Source organism: Nocardioides maradonensis, from assembly GCF_054777115.1.
In genome coordinates this window covers 166,830-183,237 of the sequence record NZ_BAAHAZ010000007.1, presented here as the reverse complement: position 1 = coordinate 183,237, position 16,408 = coordinate 166,830, and the positions used below count along the sequence as shown (strand labels likewise).

Sequence of the window (16,408 nt, the reverse complement as noted above, 5' to 3'; positions counted from 1 at the left end):
TCGTCCACTATGTTGGGCACGCCCAACGGATTGGGCGTACGACGGAAGGGGCAGCTCGGGTGTCACGGCTGAGCGACCTGCTGCGGCAGGTCGAGCGGACCGATGCCCAGCTCGCGGCCGATCTCCGAGCCGAGGTCAAGGCTCTTTCCGAGCGCCGACAGTTCGGCCTCAACTTCGAGCGGCACGTGCCCGAGGCCGTCGACCTTCCCGGCCGTCCGGTGCGGCGTGGTGACAAGGTGCGCGTCCTGCCGCCCCGGGGAAGCGCCGCGAAGGCCGACTCACGGTTGGGACTCGTCCTGCGCGTGGCCGACGGCGTCGCGACCGTCGTCATCGACGACGAGGCGACCCAGGTGTCGGTGACCGACCTGGTCGTGGTCGCGGAGTTCCGGGACCCGATCTTCCCCGGGCTGGTCTCCACCGGGAAGGTCGAACGTGGCGGTGACAAGCCCTTCCACTCGGTGATCAACGCCGAGAACTACCACGCCCTTGAGGCCCTGCTCTACACCCACGAGGGCAAGGTCGACGCCATCTACATCGACCCGCCGTACAACACGGGCGCGAAGGACTGGAAGTACAACAACGACTACGTCGACGGCGACGACGCCTACCGCCACTCCAAGTGGCTGGCCTTCATGGAGCGTCGTCTCAAGCTCGCCAAGCGCCTGCTGAACCCCGACAACTCGGTGCTCATCGTCACGATCGACGAGAAGGAGTACCTGCGGCTCGGGTTGTTGCTTCAGCAGACGTTCGTCGAGTCGAACATTCAGATGATCAGCTCGGTGATTAGTCCGAGCGGTGCGGCTCGCAACCGCGAGTTCACCCGGGTCAACGAGTTCGTCTACTTCGTGATGATCGGTTCCGCCGCTCCCGTGAAGACGGCAGATGACATGCTCTTCACCGAGACCCGCGCCGAATCGCAGAACCGTTCGCCGATCTGGAATCAGATGCGGCGGCTCGGGGCCGGGCCGAGCCGGTCGGACTCACCGTCCAAGTTCTATCCGGTCCTGGTCGATCCGAGCACCGGTGCGATCCGCGGCAGTGGCGAGCCGTTGGGGCGAGACGTGCCGCGCGACACGTATGTCCCGCCGGACGGGCTGGAGGCGGCATGGCCCACGCAGGTAGACGGTAGTGACGGTCGTTGGGAACTCCGTCGCCAGTCGTTCGAAGAGCGATTGAAAGCGGGACAAGTCCGAACGGCCGGCAGAGGGCGGAACGGTTTGTGGAGCGTCCAATACCTTCGCAATGCACAAGTGGAGCGGCTTACCTCTGGTGAACTGAAGGTCGTCGGGCGGGCGCCGCAAGGCTGGCTGGAGATTGACTATACCGAGGGAAGGCGGAGGCTTCTCTACGCTAAGACGGCATGGAACAAGTCTTCCCATGACAGCCGTACCTATGGGTCCTGGATCAACCGATCGTTGATTCCGAAGCGGTCCTTTCCATTTCCCAAGTCGCTCTATGCCGTCGAGGACTCGCTCCGCTTCTTCGTGAGCGACAAGCTTGATGCGGTCGTCCTTGACTTCTTCTCCGGCTCCGGCACCACCGCCCACGCGGTGATGCGGCTCAACAAGCAGGACGGCGGCCGCCGGCAGTGCATCGCGGTGACCAACAACGAGGTGAGCGCGGAGGAGCAGAAGAAGCTGCGCGAGCAGGGGCTCCGGCCCGGCGACCCGGAGTGGGAGCAGTGGGGCATCTGCGACTACATCACCAAGCCGCGCATCAAGGCGGCGATCACCGGCCGCACTCCGAGCGGCGATCCGATCAAGGGCGACTACAAGTTCACGGACGAGTTTCCGATGGCCGACGGGTTCGAGGAGAACGTCGAGTTCTTCACCATGACCTACGAGGCACCGCGAGCCGTTCAGCATGGCAAGTCGTTCGAGGCGATCGCGCCGCTGCTGTGGTTGAAGGCCGGTGCACGCGGCCGGAGGATCGACGTACCGACCACGACCTACGACCTGGCCGACACCTATGGGGTGTTGTTCGACGTCGATGCCGCGGGCGCGTTCCTGGCCGCGGTCGCACGTGCCGATGAGGTGTGCATGGCCTTCGTCGTCACCGATGACGAGCGGGCGTTCCAGATGGTGTGCACGGACCTGCCCGAAGGCGTCGAACCGGTGCGCCTCTACGAGTCGTACCTGACCAGCTTCGCCGTGGGCGGGAACGCATGAAGCTCGCACTCAAGGACTACCAGGCCGAGGCTGTCGCCGCCGTCCTCGACAACCTCGACACCGCGAGGTTGCTCGCGACACGAGGCAAGGCGAGCTCCGTCGCGTTGACGGCGGCCACCGGTGCCGGCAAGACGGTCATGGCGGCGGCCATCATCGAGGCGCTGTTCTTCGGTGACCCCGACTACGACGTACCGGCGGACCCGACCGCCACCGTCCTGTGGTTCACGAGCGATCCGTCGCTCAACGAGCAGACCCGCCACCGGATCATGCAGGCGTCCGACCGGATCGGCAGCAACCGCCTCCGTGTCGTGGAGTCCACGTTCAGCGACGAGCAGCTGCGGCCGGGCACCGTCTACTTCCTCAACTCCCAGAAGCTGAGCAAGAACGCTCGGCTCGTTCGCGGAGCCGGCGCCCAGGAGGACGACGCGGTGCTCGCAGCGCCGGACCTGCGCGCCCGCACGTTCTGGGAGGTGCTCGGCAACACGATCGAGGACCCGGGCACCACGCTCTACGTCATCCTCGACGAGGCACACATCGGGATGAACACCTCCAAGCGCGACACGGGGGAGAAGTCCACGATCGTCACCACGCTGATCAACGGCGAGGCCGGTGCCCCGCCCGTACCGATCGTCCTCGGTATCAGCGCCACCATCGAGCGCTATCGCGACGCCATGGCGAAGGCCGCTGACCGGACCTCGCTCCCGGATGTGGTCGTCGACGCGGCCAAGGTCCAGGAGTCGGGTCTGCTCAAGGACAAGCTGGTCCTGTCCTTCCCCACCGAGGCGGGGGCCTTCGACACCGTGCTCCTCCGACATGCGGTCGAGCGGACCAGGGAGGTGGCAGAGCTCTGGTCGGCCTACCAGGCATCACCGGACGGCGGCGGAACACCGGTGGAACCGCTCCTCGTCGTGCAGATGCCCAACAAGCCTTCTGACGAACAGCTCGCCGCCGCGGTGCACACGGTGCTCGACGCATGGCCCGAGCTGTCGATCGACAACCTCGCTCATGTCTTCGGTGAAGGGACAGGTCTGGCGATCGCGGACCTCGAGCTCGCCTACGTCGCTCCCCAGGATGTTGCGGAACGCACGCACGTCCGCGTGCTGTTCGCCAAGGACGCGATCTCGACCGGTTGGGACTGTCCCCGCGCCGAGGTGCTGGTGTCGTTCAGACCGGCGCAGGACCTCACGCACATCACGCAACTGCTCGGCCGCATGGTGCGTACGCCGCTGGCCCGGCGTATCCCCGGCGACGACCGCCTCAACGAGGTCGAGTGCATCCTGCCGCTGTTCAACCGCACTGCGGCTGAGCAGGTCGCCCGCGCGATCAACGGCGGGGACGGGCCCGGCCCAGGGCCGGTGGTCGTGCTGCGCAAGCAGGACTTCCGCGCGAACCGTGACGTTGGTGAGGAGGTCTGGGAGGCGTTCGACGCCCTGCCGTCACAGACCGTTCCGCGGCGGGGATCCCGGCCGGTGGGTCGGTTCACGGCGTACGCCGCGGCGCTCGCCAAGGACGGGATCAGGCCGGGCGCCTACGAGGCCGCGATCGGCGAGCTCGTCGCCTTCCTGCGCGGCAAGGCGGTGCAGTACGAGGAGAAGATCGACGCGCAGGTCGCGGACGTGCGGGAGATGAGCGGGGAACGCATCGCGTTCGGGCTGGGCGAGCGCGAGGTGGTCGGGTCGACCGGGTTCGCCCTCGCGGCGGACGACCGCGCGGTCGAGGCCGACTACCGCGTGGCTCGACGCGTCCTCACGCCCCAGCTCGCGGCGGCGTACGCCGACGTCCTCGAGGACGTCTACGACGACGGCTACTTCGAGGCACACCTCCGGACGGCGGCCATCGCACGCGTCCCCGAGATCGTGGAGCAGCTCGACTCCGAAGCGGACCGTCTGTTCGCGGCGTGGGACGCCGAGCATCGGGTCGCCATCAAGCGGCTCAACGATGAGAGCAGAGCCTTTTACGACGACCTGCGTGCCCAGGCGGGCGAGCCGTCGAGGGTCGAGGTCACGCGCCCAGTCGTCCGCTCGGAGCCGATCGAGGACCTGCGTGGCAATGCTCTCGAAACGGTCGGCGGTCACCTGCTCGCCGATGGAGGGGGCCAGTTTCCGGTCGGAGGCCTGCGGCCCTGGGAACGTCGCGTGCTCGACACCGAGCTGGAGCGCGCGGTCGCCTGGTACCGCAACCCTTCCCGAGCCTCGTCCGACGCACTGGCCATCGCGTATCGCGATCGGCTGGACTCGTGGCGGCGACTGTGCCCCGACTTCGTCTTCTTCGAGGAGGTCGACGGGCAGGTGCGACCCTCGATCGTCGACCCGCACGGCACCCACCTCGATGACGCCGTCCCGAAGCTCAGGGGCCTGGCGGCGTACGCGGAGCAATTCGCCGATGACTTCCACCGCATCGAGGCCGTTGCCGAGGTCGGGGGCGTGATGCGGGTTCTCGACCTGACTCGCGCCGACGTCCGGACGGCCATAGCAGGAGCGGAGTCCGCGGAGGCGCTCTACGAGAGCGGCATCGCGTCGGACTACCTCTGACGCGGTCAGCCGACGAGACAGGCGACCAGCATCGCGACAGTCGTGACCCCGGCCCCGACCGCGTGGGCGGCCCCGATGCGGCGCTTGGGGTTCGTGAGGCCCTTGGCCGCCGACAGCCAGCCCTTCAGCCACTGACCGCCGACGGCCTTGTCCAGCCGCCACCGGCCGGCAAGCACGAGATCGCCGATGCCGTTACCGGCAAGAAGCACCACCAGTGCCGCCCAACCCCAGCCGGCGCGGTCGGAGACCAGGCGCACGATCCAGAGCCCCGTTGCGGCGTCGACCACAGCGATGTGGCTCGCCACCAGCGCCAGCGGGAACCGCGCGCCCGAATGAACAGCGCGCCGCCAGCAAAGCAGGGCCAGCACCCCGATCAGCGACTGCAGGACGAGGAGCACCAGGACCACGATGTTCATGCGGCCACCCTCGCAGCCGGCTGGCTCGGGCGCATCCTCCTGTGGCACCTAACCTGACCCCATGATCCGTCTCGAGGGCTCGCCAGAGGAGTTGCGGGCGGTGAGTCGAATCGCGGCCGGCGTGCTGCGTCGTGATGAGGCGGCGTGGGCCGTCCTGGTCCGCCACCTCCCGGGTCTGCGTGGCCACGCCGTCGAGGTCGCACGCGGGGAGCCGACGCGAGTCGAGCGCGGCCGGACCGTCGGGTGGTGGGTGCTGCTCGGGCTCGGGCTTACCGGCCTGCTCGGATCAGGGGCGATGCTCGATCCGCCCGGCCGCAAGAACCTGTACGCCGACCCGCAGCTGTCCGCCGACACGGCGGCCGCGTGCGGAGTGGCGGCCGCTGCCCTCCTGGCCATCGTGCTCGTGCTCCGCGTGCCGGGCGGGCGAGCGCCGCGCACGGCGCTGGCGGTCACGGTGGTCACCGACGTGTTCGTGGCGCTGCTCGTCGGCTATCGGCTGCTGGTCGGCACCGGCGACTCCCGCGACTTCACCGATGCCCAGCTCGAGCGCGCGCTGCCCTGCGCGATCCTGGCGGTCGTCGTTGCTGCCGCGGTCGCTCTCCGGCTCCGCCGGGCACGGAGCTTCAGCTCCGATCCCGAGGTGAGCGCCAGCCGGGCCGCGTGGGTCGAGCGCCGGGCGCACGAGCTGGGCGCCGTACGGACGGCGCCGACGACCCTCGCAGCGTGGCGTCGCGAGCTGGACCGGACGTCTGCCGACCCGCACACGGTCGAGCAGGCGGGTGCGATGTCGCCCGCTGAGTGGCTCGTCGCCGCCTTCGTCGATCCCACGGTCGACGTCGTCGGCCTGCTGCGCTCGGAATAGCCGGGGACGACCGAGGGTTGCGGGCTGGAGTGAGTGAGGCCAGGGCGAGCGGTACGACGACGGCGGGGTTCGCCGTCCTCTGGGTGGCCATCAAGCGGGAGCCGTGGATCTTCGCCGCCTCCACGATCGGCAGCCTGCTCTTCGGCGCCCTCACCGTCGCCGACGCGTGGGTGCTCGGCTGGTCCACCGACCACGTGGTGCTCCCGGCCTTCGCGACGGGACACATCGGGGCGGGCTGGCTGTGGGCCGTGCTCGGTCTCTTCGTCGGGGTCGCCCTGCTCCGCGCGGTCGGCATCGTCGCCAGGCGCCTGGGCGCCGGCGTGATGCAGTACCGGATGCAGGCGCACTACCGCCGCGCGGTGACCCGCCAGTACCTCGCGCTGCCGATGGCCTGGCACCAGCAGCACCCGACCGGCGAGCTGCTCTCCAACGCCAACTCCGACGTCGAGGCGGCCTGGGGCCCGATCGCCCCGCTGCCGATGGCCGTCGGCACCATCGCGATGATGGTGATCGCGGTCGTCCAGATGTTCCTCGCCGACACGGTCCTCGCGGTCGTCGGTGTCCTCGTCTTCCCGGTCGTGATCGCGGTCAATGTCGTCTACCAGCGCCTGTCCCAGGGTTGGGCCACCCGCGCGCAGCGGCTCCGCGCCGAGCTGAGCGAGATCGCCCACGAGTCCTTCGACGGCGCGCTCGTCGTCAAGACCCTCGGCCGCGAGCCGGAGGAGACCGCCCGGTTCCGGAAGGTCGCCGAGGACCTTCGGGACACCAACATCAAGGTCGGGCGCATCCGAGCGGCCTTCGACCCCACCCTCGCGGCGCTCCCGAGCCTCGCGGTGCTGGGCGTCCTCATCCTCGGCGTCCACCGCGTCCTCACCGGCGCGACGGTCGCCGGCGACGTCGTGACGGTCGCCTACCTGCTCACGGTCGTCTCCTTCCCGATCCGCTCGATCGGCTGGCTGCTCGGCGAGTTCCCGCGCAGCGTGGTGGGCTTCCGCCGGATCAGTGCGGTGCTCGCGGCCCGCGGTGGCATGGAGTACGGCGCTGCAGCGCTCCCCGCCACCGACACCGGAACCGCGCTCGAGCTGACCGGTGTGGGTTTCGGCTACGACCCCGCGCGCCCCGTCCTGAGTGACGTCACCTTCGACGTGGCACCCGGGCGCACGGTCGCCCTCGTCGGCGCGACCGCCTCCGGCAAGAGCACCCTGACGACGCTGCTGAACCGTCTGGTGGACGTCGACCACGGCGCGATCCGGGTGGACGGGATCGACGTACGCGACCTCGCGAAGGGCGAGCTGGCCGAGGCGATGGCCGTCGTACCGCAGACCGCCTTCCTCTTCGACGACACCGTGCGCGGCAATGTCACCCTCGGCGCCGATGTCCCCGACGAGCGCATCTGGGAGGCGCTGCGGACCGCCCAGGCCGACGGCTTCGTCGCCGCCCTCCCCGACGGCCTCGACACCCGTCTCGGCGAGCGCGGGACCAGCCTGTCCGGCGGCCAGCGCCAGCGGATCTCCCTGGCTCGCGCGCTGGTCCGCAACCCCCACCTGCTGCTCCTCGACGACGCCACCTCCGCCGTCGACCCCGAGGTCGAGGCCCGCATCCTCGCGGCCCTCCGCGGCGCGGCCGGCGCCACCCTCGTCGTGGTCGCCTACCGCAAGGCGACCATCGCGCTCGCCGACGAGGTCCTCTTCCTTGCCGACGGTCGGATCGTCGACCGTGGCCCGCACGCCGAGCTCGTGGCCCGCAACCCCGACTACGCGCGCCTCGTCAACGCCTACGACGCGGCCGACGAGATGGAGGCAGCGACGTGAGCGGCCTGCGCACCGGCGAGGACCTCGGCGCGATCGAGACGATCCGACGAGGCATCATCCACTCGCCCGAGCTGACCAAGGGCATGGGCGTGACGCTCGTGCTGGCGGTGCTCGCCTCGGTCGGCCAGGTCGTCGTACCCGTCGCCGTCCAGCAGACCATCGACCACGGCCTGCACGGCGCCGACGGCCCGGACCTCGGCTTCACGGTGCGGATGGCGGCCCTCGCCGCCGTCGGCATCGTCGTCACCGCCTGGGCCAGCTACGCCATGACCAGCAGGCTCTTCGTCGCGGCCGAGCACGGCCTCGCCACGCTGCGCACCAAGGCCTTCCGGCACGTCCACGACCTGCCGCTGCTCACCCAGAACACCGAGCGCCGCGGCGCCCTCGTCTCGCGCGTCACCAGCGACGTCGACCAGGTCAGCCAGTTCCTCGTCTTCGGTGGCCTGCTGTTCGTGGTCAGCGTCGGCCAGATGCTCATCGCGACGATCGTCATGGTCGTCTACAGCTGGCAGCTCGCGGCCGTGGTGTGGCTCTGCTTCGCCCCGCTCTTCCTCAGCCTGCGCTACTTCCAGCGCAAGCTCTCCCAGGCCTATGGGACGGTACGCCGCCAGGTCGGCGCCCTGCTCTCCGCGATCTCCGAGCCCGTGGTCGGGGCCGCGGTCGTGCGGTCGTACGCGATCGAGGCGCGCACCCAGCAGCGCATCGACAGCGCGGTCGCCGACTACCAGGCCGCGAGCACCCGCGCCCAGGGCTTCACCGCGTTCTCCTTCTCCCTGGGCGGCGTCTCGGCCGGCCTGGCCAACGCGGGCGTGCTCATCGTCGGCATCTGGCTCGGCCAGGGCCGGCTCTGGTCCGGCGGCACCACCTCCGGCGAGGTCCTCGCCTTCGCCTTCCTCGTGACGCTCTTCGTCGGTCCGGTCCAGATGGGCACCCAGATCCTCACCGACGCGCAGAACGCCATCGCCGGCTGGCGCCGCGTCATCGGCATCCTCGACACCCCCGCCGACCTGGTCGACCCCGGCCCCGACGGCACCACGCTCCCGGCCGGTGCCGTGGACGTGCGCTTCGAGCACGTCGGCTTCGCCTACCCCGGCGGTACGCCGGTCCTCGCCGACATCGACCTCGCCATCCCGGCCGGTCGCCGTGTCGCCGTCGTCGGCGAGACCGGCTCCGGCAAGTCCACGCTGGCCAAGCTGCTGACCCGGCTGATGGACCCGACGACCGGTCGGGTGCTGCTCGACGGGGCGGACCTGACGAACGTCCGCGAACAGAGCCTGCGCCGCTCCGTCGTGCTCGTGCCGCAGGAGGGCTTCCTGTTCGACGACACCGTCGCCGCCAACGCCCGCTACGGCCGGATCGACGCCACGGACGCCGAGATCTCCCGGGCCGCGGACGAGCTCGGCCTCGGCGACTGGCTCGGCGGCCTCCCGGACGGCCTCGCCACCCGGGTCGGCCAGCGCGGGGAGTCCCTGAGCGCAGGGGAGCGGCAGCTCGTCGCGCTGCTGCGCGCCCAGCTCGCCGACCCCGACCTGCTCGTCCTCGACGAGGCGACGAGTGCCGTCGACCCCGAGCTCGAGATGCGCATCGGTCGCGCGCTCGAGCGGCTCATGCAGGGCCGCACCAGCGTGACGATCGCCCACCGGCTCTCGACCGCCGAGGCCGCCGACGAGGTGGTGGTGGTCGACAAGGGCCTGATCGTCCAGCGCGGCCCGCACGCGGAGCTGGTCGAGCAGGAGGGCAGCGTCTACGCGGGCCTGCACGCCTCCTGGACCGCCCAGCTCGCTCACTAGACCTCACTAGACTCAACCCTGTGACCTCCCTCGACCCCCGGATCGCCGACCGCCTGAAGCGCACGCCCGACGGGCTGCTGCCCGCGATCGTGCAGCAGCACGACACCGGCGAGGTGCTGATGCTGGCATGGGTGGACGACGAGGCGCTGCACCGCACGCTGACGACCGGGCGGGCGACGTACTGGAGCCGCAGCCGCAACGAGTACTGGGTCAAGGGCGACACCTCCGGCAACCCCCAGCTCGTCAAGGAGGTCCGGCTCGACTGCGACGGCGACACGCTGCTGTTCAAGGTCGACCAGGTCGGTGTGGCCTGCCACACCGGCGCCCGCACCTGCTTCGACGACGGCCTGCTCGGTGGCTGATCGCGCAGGACGCCGTACCGTCGGTCCGGTGGTGCTGCTCGGTCTGGTCGGCGCCGGACTCGCCGCCGTCGGCGGCCACAAGACGATGCTGGCCGTCCAGGGCGCCTACCTGAAGACGCTCGAGGGGGTGAACCCGACGGCCGCCCTCCAGGCCCGCGACGGCGTCGACTTCCCGTTGGCGGGCGCACTCGCGCTCGTCGTCCTCGCCGCCTGGGGCGTCGTGCTCGTGGCCCGCGGGAGCTTCCGCCGCGCGGTCGGTGTCCTCACCGTCGTCGCCGCGGCCGGTGTGCTCGCCGTGCTCGTCATCGGGGGGTTCGTCCAGAAGGGCAACGCGGCCTCGGACCTCACCGAACGGCTCGGCGTCTCCGACACCGTCCCGCTCGACGCGACCGGCTGGTTCTGGGCCACGCTGCTCGGAGCCCTCCTGACCCTCGTCGCGGCCGTCGTGGCGGTCCGGCTGGCGCCCACCTGGCCCGAGATGGGCAGCCGGTACGACGCCCCCGCGGCTGCCGCCGACTCGGCACGGGCCACCACGGCACCCGCCGAGGAGCAGACCAACATCGAGTTGTGGAAGTCCCTCGACGAGGGCCACGACCCGACTGCGTAGACTTCGCACGCAAGCACCGCAACACCCGCGAGGAGCGACAATGGCCGACAACCACGGCAACACCCCGGCAGCCTGGACCGCCGTCCTGATCGGCCTGGCCGGCTTCGTGGTCGGTGCCGTCGGCATCATGGTCGAGCCGGTCAACATGGCGATCTTCTGGGTCGGCGTGGCCATCGTGCTCGCCGCCGGTGTCGTCTTCGGCGTGATGGCCAAGCTGGGGTTCCACGAATCCGGGCACTGAGCTGACATGACCGCCGCGCTGGTCCTGCCCCGCGGGCGGCGGATGGTGCCGCCGGCCCTGGTGGCCGGCGGCCTCGCAGCGGCGACGCTCGCGCTGCACCTGCGCGACCCGCACCAGCACGGCACCTGGGGCGTGTGCCCGACGTACGCGCTGTTCGGGGTCTACTGCCCGGGCTGCGGCGGCCTGCGCGCGGTCAACGACCTGACCGACCTCCACCTGGGCGCCGCGGCCTCGAGCAACCTGCTCTTCATCGCGTCTCTGCCGCTCATCGCCTACGTCTTCGTGCGCTGGGTGCACGGCCGGTGGACGGGGGAGCGCTGGCAGCCCTCGCAGCGCTCCGTCAACCTCGCCGGCGTCGCGATCACCGTCCTGATGGTGGTGTTCACCGTCCTGCGCAACACCACCGCGGGCGCCTGGCTCGCCCCCTGAGAACGCACGAACGCCCCAGCCGCCGCAGCGCTGGGGCGTTCGCGATCGTCCGTGCGACCTACTGCTGGCCGTACGGCGAGCCGTAGCCGCCGCCGTACTGCCCGCCGCCCATGGAGCCGGCGTTCCGGTCGTACCTCGCACCCTCCGGCTTGGAGGGCAGGACCATGAGGACCAGCCCCACGATGTTCACGCAGGGGACCAGGAACAGCAGGTAGAGCCATCCGCTGAACCCGCCGTCGTGCAGTCGGCGAACGCCGACCGCGATGCTAGGCACGATCGTGGCCAGCTCGAAGACCACCAGCAGCAGGATGAAGATGAGCGAGATGGCCGGGAAGCTGCCCGAGGTCGTGCCGTCGGGGTTCGTCTTGATCGACGACAGGCCGATCAGGATGGGGATGTACAGCACGAACCCGATGAGGCCGACGCCGAGCGCGTACCACCAGTACTCGCTGCGGCTGGCCCGACCGTCGAAGCGGGCGTACTTCTGGAAGGCGCGCTTGACGGCGTCGACGAATCCGATGCCGTACCAGGGCAGGTCGAGCGTGCCCGGGTCACCGGTCGCATTGCTCGGCTGCTGGCCGTAGGGGTTCTGGCCGTAGGGGTTCTGGCCATAGGGCGGCTGCCCGCCGTACGGAGGCTGGCCACCGCCGTAGGGCGGCTGTCCCGGCGGCGGGGGAGGCGGAGTTCCGTAGCTCATGTGCAAACCCTTCGGTCGAGCCCGGCCAAGACCCGGGCAGTGCACCTGACCCTAGCCGCTGCGTGACACACTCAAACCAGCAGATTTCGGGAGTTCCCGGACAATTCTTCGAGAGGTGACGGAGGCAGGATGTCGGTGCTCGACGCGATCGTCGCGGGGGTCCGCGAGGATCTCGCCGTACGCGAGGCGGCCCTCCCGCTCGGCGAGCTCCGCGCTCGGCTCGCGGACGCGCCCGCGCCGCGCGACCCGATGCCGCACTTCCGGGCCTCTGGGTCGAGCGTGATCTCCGAGGTCAAGCGGAAGAGCCCGAGCAAGGGTGCGCTCGCCGACATCCCGGATCCCGCCGCCCTCGCGCAGGTGTACGCCGCCGGCGGAGCCGCCGCGATCAGCGTGCTCACCGAGCAGCGCCGCTTCGGCGGCAGCCTGGACGACCTGCGGGCCGTGCGCGCCGCGGTCGACACCCCGGTGCTGCGCAAGGACTTCATCGTCACCGAGTACCAGCTCGTCGAGGCGCGTGCCCACGGCGCCGACCTGGCGCTGCTGATGTGCAGCGCGATCACCGACGACGGTGAGCTGCGCACCCTCTTCGACGTCGCCACCGACCTCGGCCTCACCGTGCTGCTCGAGGTCCACGACGAGGAGGAGGTCGCGCGGGCGGTCGCCCTGGGCGCCGAGCTGGTCGGTGTCAACGCGCGCAACCTGAAGACCCTCGAGGTCGACAACGACACCTTCGGCCGGCTCGCACCCCTCATCCCGGACGACCGGGTCAAGGTCGCGGAGTCGGGCATCTTCAGCCCCGTCGATGTCAAGCGCTTCGTGGGTGAGGGTGCCCGTGCTGTGCTGGTGGGCGAGGCACTGGTGAAGGACGGCGCACCCAAGGACGCCGTCGCAGCGATGACGGGAATCACGGCATGACCTACGCAGCGGACCAGCTGGGCTGGTTCGGAGGAGAAGGAGCGTTCGGCGGGCGGTTCATGCCCGAGGCGCTCATCGCGGCGCTCGACGAGCTGGACACCGCGTGGCAGAAGTCGCTGGCGGACCCGACCTTCATGGCCGAGTTCGAGGGGCTTCTGCAGAACTACGCCGGCGTCCCGTCGATGCTGTACGACGCCACGCGTCTCTCCGAGCACGCCGGAGCCCGGATCCTGCTCAAGCGCGAGGACCTCAACCACACCGGCGCGCACAAGATCCGCAACGTGCTCGGCCAGGCGCTGCTCACCAAGCGGATGGGCAAGAACCGCGTGATCGCCGAGACCGGCGCGGGCCAGCACGGCGTCGCCTCCGCGACGGCGGCCGCCTACCTGGGCCTGGACTGCACCGTCTACATGGGTCGCGTCGACACCGAGCGCCAGGCGCTCAACGTCGCCCGGATGCAGCTGCTCGGCGCGGAGGTGATCCCGGTCGAGTCCGGCAGCGCGACGCTCAAGGACGCCATCAACGAGGCGCTGCGCGACTGGGTCGCCAGCGTCGACCACACCGCCTACCTGTTCGGCACCGCCGCCGGTCCGCACCCGTTCCCGAGCCTGGTGCTCAGCTTCGTGCGCGGCATCGGCGACGAGGCGCGCCGGCAGTGCCTGACGATGACCGGCCGGCTGCCCGACGCCATCGCGGCCTGTGTCGGCGGCGGCAGCAACGCGATCGGGCTGTTCGCGGGCTTCCTGGACGACCCCGAGGTCGCGATCTACGGCTTCGAGGCCGGTGGCGACGGTGTCGAGACCGGGCGGCACGCCTCCACGATCTACGCGGGGAGCATCGGCGTGCTGCACGGGGCCCGCACCTACGTGCTGCAGGACGAGGACGGCCAGACCGTCGAGTCGCACTCGATCAGCGCCGGCCTGGACTACCCGGGTGTCGGGCCTCAGCACTCCGCGCTCGCGGCGGCCGGCAGGGCGACGTACCTCCCGGTGGCCGACGACGAGGCCATGCAGGCCATGGCCCTGCTGGCGCGCACCGAGGGCATCATCCCGGCCATCGAGTCGGCGCACGCGGTCGCGGGCGCGCTGCGGCTTGCGGAGGAGCGGCCGGGGCAGACGATCCTCGTCAACCTCTCGGGTCGAGGCGACAAGGACATGGGCACCGCGCTGGAGTACTTCGGCTTGGGCCAGGCAGGCAAGGTGGGGGAGTGACACAAGGTTCGGCCCGGTCGGTTTCGCGGGCGTTCGACCGGTCGAAGAGCGAGCAGCGCGCTGCCCTCGTCGGCTACCTCCCCGCCGGCTTCCCCGACGTCGAGGGCAGCATCACCGCGCTCAAGGCGATGGTGGCCGCCGGCTGCGACATCATCGAGGTCGGCCTGCCCTACAGCGACCCCGTCATGGACGGCCCGGTCATCCAGGCGGCCGTGCAGCAAGCGCTGGACACCGGCTTCCGGGTCGACGACCTGTTCCGGGTGGTCGAGGCCGTGGCGGCGACCGGCACGCCCACGCTCGTCATGACCAGCTGGAACCCGGTCGCCCAGCGCGGCGTCGAGCGCTTCGCGCAGGACCTGTACGACGCCGGCGGCGCCGGGCTGATCACGCCCGACATCACGCCTGACTACGCCCAGGAGTGGATCGCCGCAGCCGACGCGCGCGACCTGGACAAGGTGTTCCTGGTGGCGCCGTCGAGCACCGACGAGCGGATCGCCCGCACCACGGCTGCCTGCCGCGGCTTCGTCTACGCCACCGGCATCATGGGTGTCACCGGCACCAAGCAGGCCACGGCTGCCGGGGTGGCGCCGCTGATCGCGCGCACGAAGGCGACCACCGACGTCCCGGTCGGCGTCGGCGTCGGCGTCAGCACCGGCGCGCAGGCGGCCGACCTGGCGGCGTACGCCGATGCGGTGATCGTGGGCTCCGCCTTCGTGCGCGCCGTCCAGGACAACGCCGGTGACCTCGTGGCCGGCGCTGCCGCGCTCGCCACGCTGACCGAGGAGCTGGCCCGAGGAGTCCGAGGTGCGGTGCGTGCGTAGGACGGTCGCCGTCGCGCTGGCGCTCGTCGCCGCGTTGATCCTCGCCGGCTGCGGCAGCAAGGAAACCGCGTTCTCGGGCGACCGCCTGGAGAACACCTGGCCGGCGTCCCCGGTCGAGCTCACCGACACCGGGGGAGCGCCGTACTCCCTGGCGAAGAACACCCGGGACCACAAGCTCACGCTGGTCTTCTTCGGCTACACGCACTGCCCGGACTTCTGCCCGCTGACGATGAACAACATCGCGGCGGCCTTCAACCAGCTCGACAGCAGCGACCGCGCCGACACCGGGATGGTCTTCATCACCTCGGACCCCGCGCGCGACACCGGCAGCGTGCTTCGTGACTACCTCGACCGCTACAACACCAGCTTCGTCGGGCTGACCGGCCCGCTGGCCACGATCACCAAGGTCGCGACGCCCTTCCACATCTACATCAGCAGCGGCAAGCTGCTGCCGAGCGGCGGCCGGGACCTCGGCGGCCACACCACCCTCGTCCTCGGCATGGAGGACGGCAAGGCCGTGGCGCTGTGGAAGCAGGGCACGACCGCCACCCAGTTCGCGTCCGACATCCACACCCTGCTCAGCGAGGACTGACGTGTCCGTACTCTCCATCCCCAGCCCGTCCGAGGGCGTGTGGCACATCGGCGCCTTCCCGGTCCGGGGCTACGCGCTGTGCATCATCGCGGGCATCGTCGCCGCGATCTGGATCGCCGAGCGACGCTGGAAGGCGCGCGGGGGCACCTACGGGGACGTCCAGGACATCGCGATCTGGGCGGTCCCGTTCGGCCTGGTCGGTGGCCGGCTCTACCACGTCGCCACCGACTGGGAGAAGTACTTCGGCGACGGCAAGAACCCGGTCACGGCGCTCTACGTGTGGCGCGGCGGGCTCGGCATCTGGGGTGCGGTGCTGCTCGGCGCCCTCGGCGCCTACATCGGCTGCCGCCGCAAGGGCATCCGGTTCGCCGCGATGGCGGACACGATCGCGCCCGCCCTGCTCGTCGCGCAGGCGATCGGCCGCTGGGGCAACTGGTTCAACCAGGAGCTCTACGGCCGACCGACCACGCTGCCCTGGGGGCTGCAGATCGACTCGAACCACTGGCCGCAGAACTGTGATCACCCTTACAACGGGCTGGCCTGCAGCTTCGCTCCCGGCACCCTGTTCCACCCCACGTTCCTCTACGAGTGCCTGTGGAACCTGGCCGGCTTCGCGCTGCTGCTCTGGTTGGAGCGGAAGTTCCGGTTCGGGTGGGGTCGCACCATGGCGGCGTACGTGATGATCTACACCGTCGGCCGGTTCTGGATCGAATATCTGCGGATCGACGACGTCCAGCTCGAACATGTTCTCGGGCTGCGCTTCAACGACTGGATCTCGATCCTGTGCTTCGCGGGCGGGGCGGCGTACTTCTGGGTCTCCCGGAAGCGGCACCCCGGGACCGGACCGGCTCCGTACGTCGAGGGCAGGGAGCCTGCCGCGACGCCCGACGGCGCTGCTCCGGCCGCGGTCGCCGAGGAGTCCACCGGCGAATAGCGGCGAGCGCCGTCACGTTTC

16 protein-coding genes are annotated in these 16,408 nt (G+C 70.5%); 14 read left to right on the top strand and 2 right to left on the bottom strand.

Features of this window, described 5'->3' with window-relative positions:
- Positions 1-59: 59 nt before the first annotated feature.
- Positions 60-2,168, top strand: a complete 2,109-nt coding sequence (locus ACYVAQ_RS10405; protein ID WP_460789021.1) for a site-specific DNA-methyltransferase — start codon at positions 60-62, stop codon at positions 2,166-2,168.
- Entirely contained in the window at positions 2,165-4,699 is a 2,535-nt protein-coding gene (locus ACYVAQ_RS10400; protein WP_460789019.1) for a DEAD/DEAH box helicase, read from the top strand. The genes ACYVAQ_RS10405 and ACYVAQ_RS10400 overlap by 4 nt, the downstream gene beginning before the upstream one ends.
- 5 nt (positions 4,700-4,704) lie before the next feature.
- Here ACYVAQ_RS10400 and ACYVAQ_RS10395 read toward each other — a convergent pair whose 3' ends face one another.
- Positions 4,705-5,115 (bottom strand): hypothetical protein, encoded by a 411-nt coding sequence (locus ACYVAQ_RS10395; RefSeq protein ID WP_460789017.1) that lies wholly within the window; start codon positions 5,113-5,115, stop codon positions 4,705-4,707.
- 61 nt (positions 5,116-5,176) lie between these two features.
- Between ACYVAQ_RS10395 and ACYVAQ_RS10390 the strand changes: the two genes are divergently transcribed.
- From ACYVAQ_RS10390 to ACYVAQ_RS10360, 7 genes are read left to right on the top strand one after another with little or no spacing between them, the layout of a single operon-like run.
- Complete coding sequence (locus ACYVAQ_RS10390) at positions 5,177-5,977, top strand: hypothetical protein (RefSeq protein WP_460789015.1); 801 nt, start codon at positions 5,177-5,179, stop codon at positions 5,975-5,977.
- Positions 5,978-6,006: 29 nt separating this feature from the next.
- Positions 6,007-7,788: an ABC transporter ATP-binding protein gene (locus tag ACYVAQ_RS10385; protein WP_460789013.1), complete on the top strand. Its 1,782-nt coding sequence runs from the start codon at positions 6,007-6,009 to the stop codon at positions 7,786-7,788.
- Positions 7,785-9,578, top strand: coding sequence for an ABC transporter ATP-binding protein (locus tag ACYVAQ_RS10380; protein ID WP_460789011.1), 1,794 nt, complete (start codon positions 7,785-7,787; stop codon positions 9,576-9,578). Before ACYVAQ_RS10385 ends, ACYVAQ_RS10380 begins: the two co-directional genes overlap by 4 nt.
- 20 nt (positions 9,579-9,598) lie before the next feature.
- The gene (gene hisI / locus ACYVAQ_RS10375; RefSeq protein ID WP_460789008.1) at positions 9,599-9,940 is read left to right on the top strand and encodes a phosphoribosyl-AMP cyclohydrolase; all 342 of its coding nucleotides are present in this window, start codon (positions 9,599-9,601) and stop codon (positions 9,938-9,940) included.
- A 28-nt stretch (positions 9,941-9,968) separates the two neighbouring features.
- Positions 9,969-10,547, top strand: a complete 579-nt coding sequence (locus ACYVAQ_RS10370) for a Trp biosynthesis-associated membrane protein (RefSeq protein ID WP_460789005.1) — start codon at positions 9,969-9,971, stop codon at positions 10,545-10,547.
- 40 nt (positions 10,548-10,587) lie between these two features.
- Positions 10,588-10,788, top strand: a complete 201-nt coding sequence (locus tag ACYVAQ_RS10365; RefSeq protein WP_460789003.1) for an HGxxPAAW family protein — start codon at positions 10,588-10,590, stop codon at positions 10,786-10,788.
- Positions 10,789-10,794: 6 nt separating this feature from the next.
- Entirely contained in the window at positions 10,795-11,217 is a 423-nt protein-coding gene (locus ACYVAQ_RS10360) for a DUF2752 domain-containing protein (protein ID WP_460789001.1), read from the top strand.
- A gap of 58 nt (positions 11,218-11,275) precedes the next feature.
- Here ACYVAQ_RS10360 and ACYVAQ_RS10355 read toward each other — a convergent pair whose 3' ends face one another.
- Positions 11,276-11,914 (bottom strand): DUF805 domain-containing protein, encoded by a 639-nt coding sequence (locus ACYVAQ_RS10355; RefSeq protein ID WP_460788999.1) that lies wholly within the window; start codon positions 11,912-11,914, stop codon positions 11,276-11,278.
- A 129-nt stretch (positions 11,915-12,043) separates the two neighbouring features.
- Between ACYVAQ_RS10355 and trpC the strand changes: the two genes are divergently transcribed.
- Genes trpC through lgt form a run of 5 tightly spaced genes read left to right on the top strand, consistent with a single transcriptional unit; the run spans position 12,044 to position 16,387 of the window.
- On the top strand, positions 12,044-12,829 hold the full coding sequence (trpC, locus tag ACYVAQ_RS10350; protein ID WP_460788997.1) for an indole-3-glycerol phosphate synthase TrpC: 786 nt from the start codon (positions 12,044-12,046) through the stop codon (positions 12,827-12,829).
- Positions 12,826-14,040, top strand: coding sequence for a tryptophan synthase subunit beta (gene trpB / locus ACYVAQ_RS10345; protein WP_460788995.1), 1,215 nt, complete (start codon positions 12,826-12,828; stop codon positions 14,038-14,040). Before trpC ends, trpB begins: the two co-directional genes overlap by 4 nt.
- The gene (gene trpA, locus ACYVAQ_RS10340) at positions 14,037-14,861 is read left to right on the top strand and encodes a tryptophan synthase subunit alpha (protein ID WP_460788993.1); all 825 of its coding nucleotides are present in this window, start codon (positions 14,037-14,039) and stop codon (positions 14,859-14,861) included. Before trpB ends, trpA begins: the two co-directional genes overlap by 4 nt.
- Positions 14,854-15,453 (top strand): SCO family protein, encoded by a 600-nt coding sequence (locus tag ACYVAQ_RS10335; protein ID WP_460788988.1) that lies wholly within the window; start codon positions 14,854-14,856, stop codon positions 15,451-15,453. Before trpA ends, ACYVAQ_RS10335 begins: the two co-directional genes overlap by 8 nt.
- A 1-nt stretch (position 15,454) precedes the next feature.
- Positions 15,455-16,387 carry a prolipoprotein diacylglyceryl transferase gene (gene lgt / locus ACYVAQ_RS10330; protein ID WP_460788985.1) on the top strand — a complete coding sequence of 311 codons (933 nt, stop codon included), beginning with the start codon at positions 15,455-15,457 and terminating at the stop codon, positions 16,385-16,387.
- The last annotated feature ends 21 nt before the right edge of the window (positions 16,388-16,408 follow it).

Coding starts and splice junctions, on each gene's coding strand:
- trpC (WP_460788997.1), top strand. CDS start 12,044: ATGTCGGTGCTCGACGCGATCGTCGCGGGGGTCCGCGAGGATCTCGCC.
- ACYVAQ_RS10365 (WP_460789003.1), top strand. CDS start 10,588: ATGGCCGACAACCACGGCAACACCCCGGCAGCCTGGACCGCCGTCCTG.
- ACYVAQ_RS10390 (WP_460789015.1), top strand. CDS start 5,177: ATGATCCGTCTCGAGGGCTCGCCAGAGGAGTTGCGGGCGGTGAGTCGA.
- trpB (WP_460788995.1), top strand. CDS start 12,826: ATGACCTACGCAGCGGACCAGCTGGGCTGGTTCGGAGGAGAAGGAGCG.
- ACYVAQ_RS10395 (WP_460789017.1), bottom strand. CDS start 5,115: ATGAACATCGTGGTCCTGGTGCTCCTCGTCCTGCAGTCGCTGATCGGG.
- ACYVAQ_RS10400 (WP_460789019.1), top strand. CDS start 2,165: ATGAAGCTCGCACTCAAGGACTACCAGGCCGAGGCTGTCGCCGCCGTC.
- ACYVAQ_RS10360 (WP_460789001.1), top strand. CDS start 10,795: ATGACCGCCGCGCTGGTCCTGCCCCGCGGGCGGCGGATGGTGCCGCCG.
- ACYVAQ_RS10355 (WP_460788999.1), bottom strand. CDS start 11,914: ATGAGCTACGGAACTCCGCCTCCCCCGCCGCCGGGACAGCCGCCCTAC.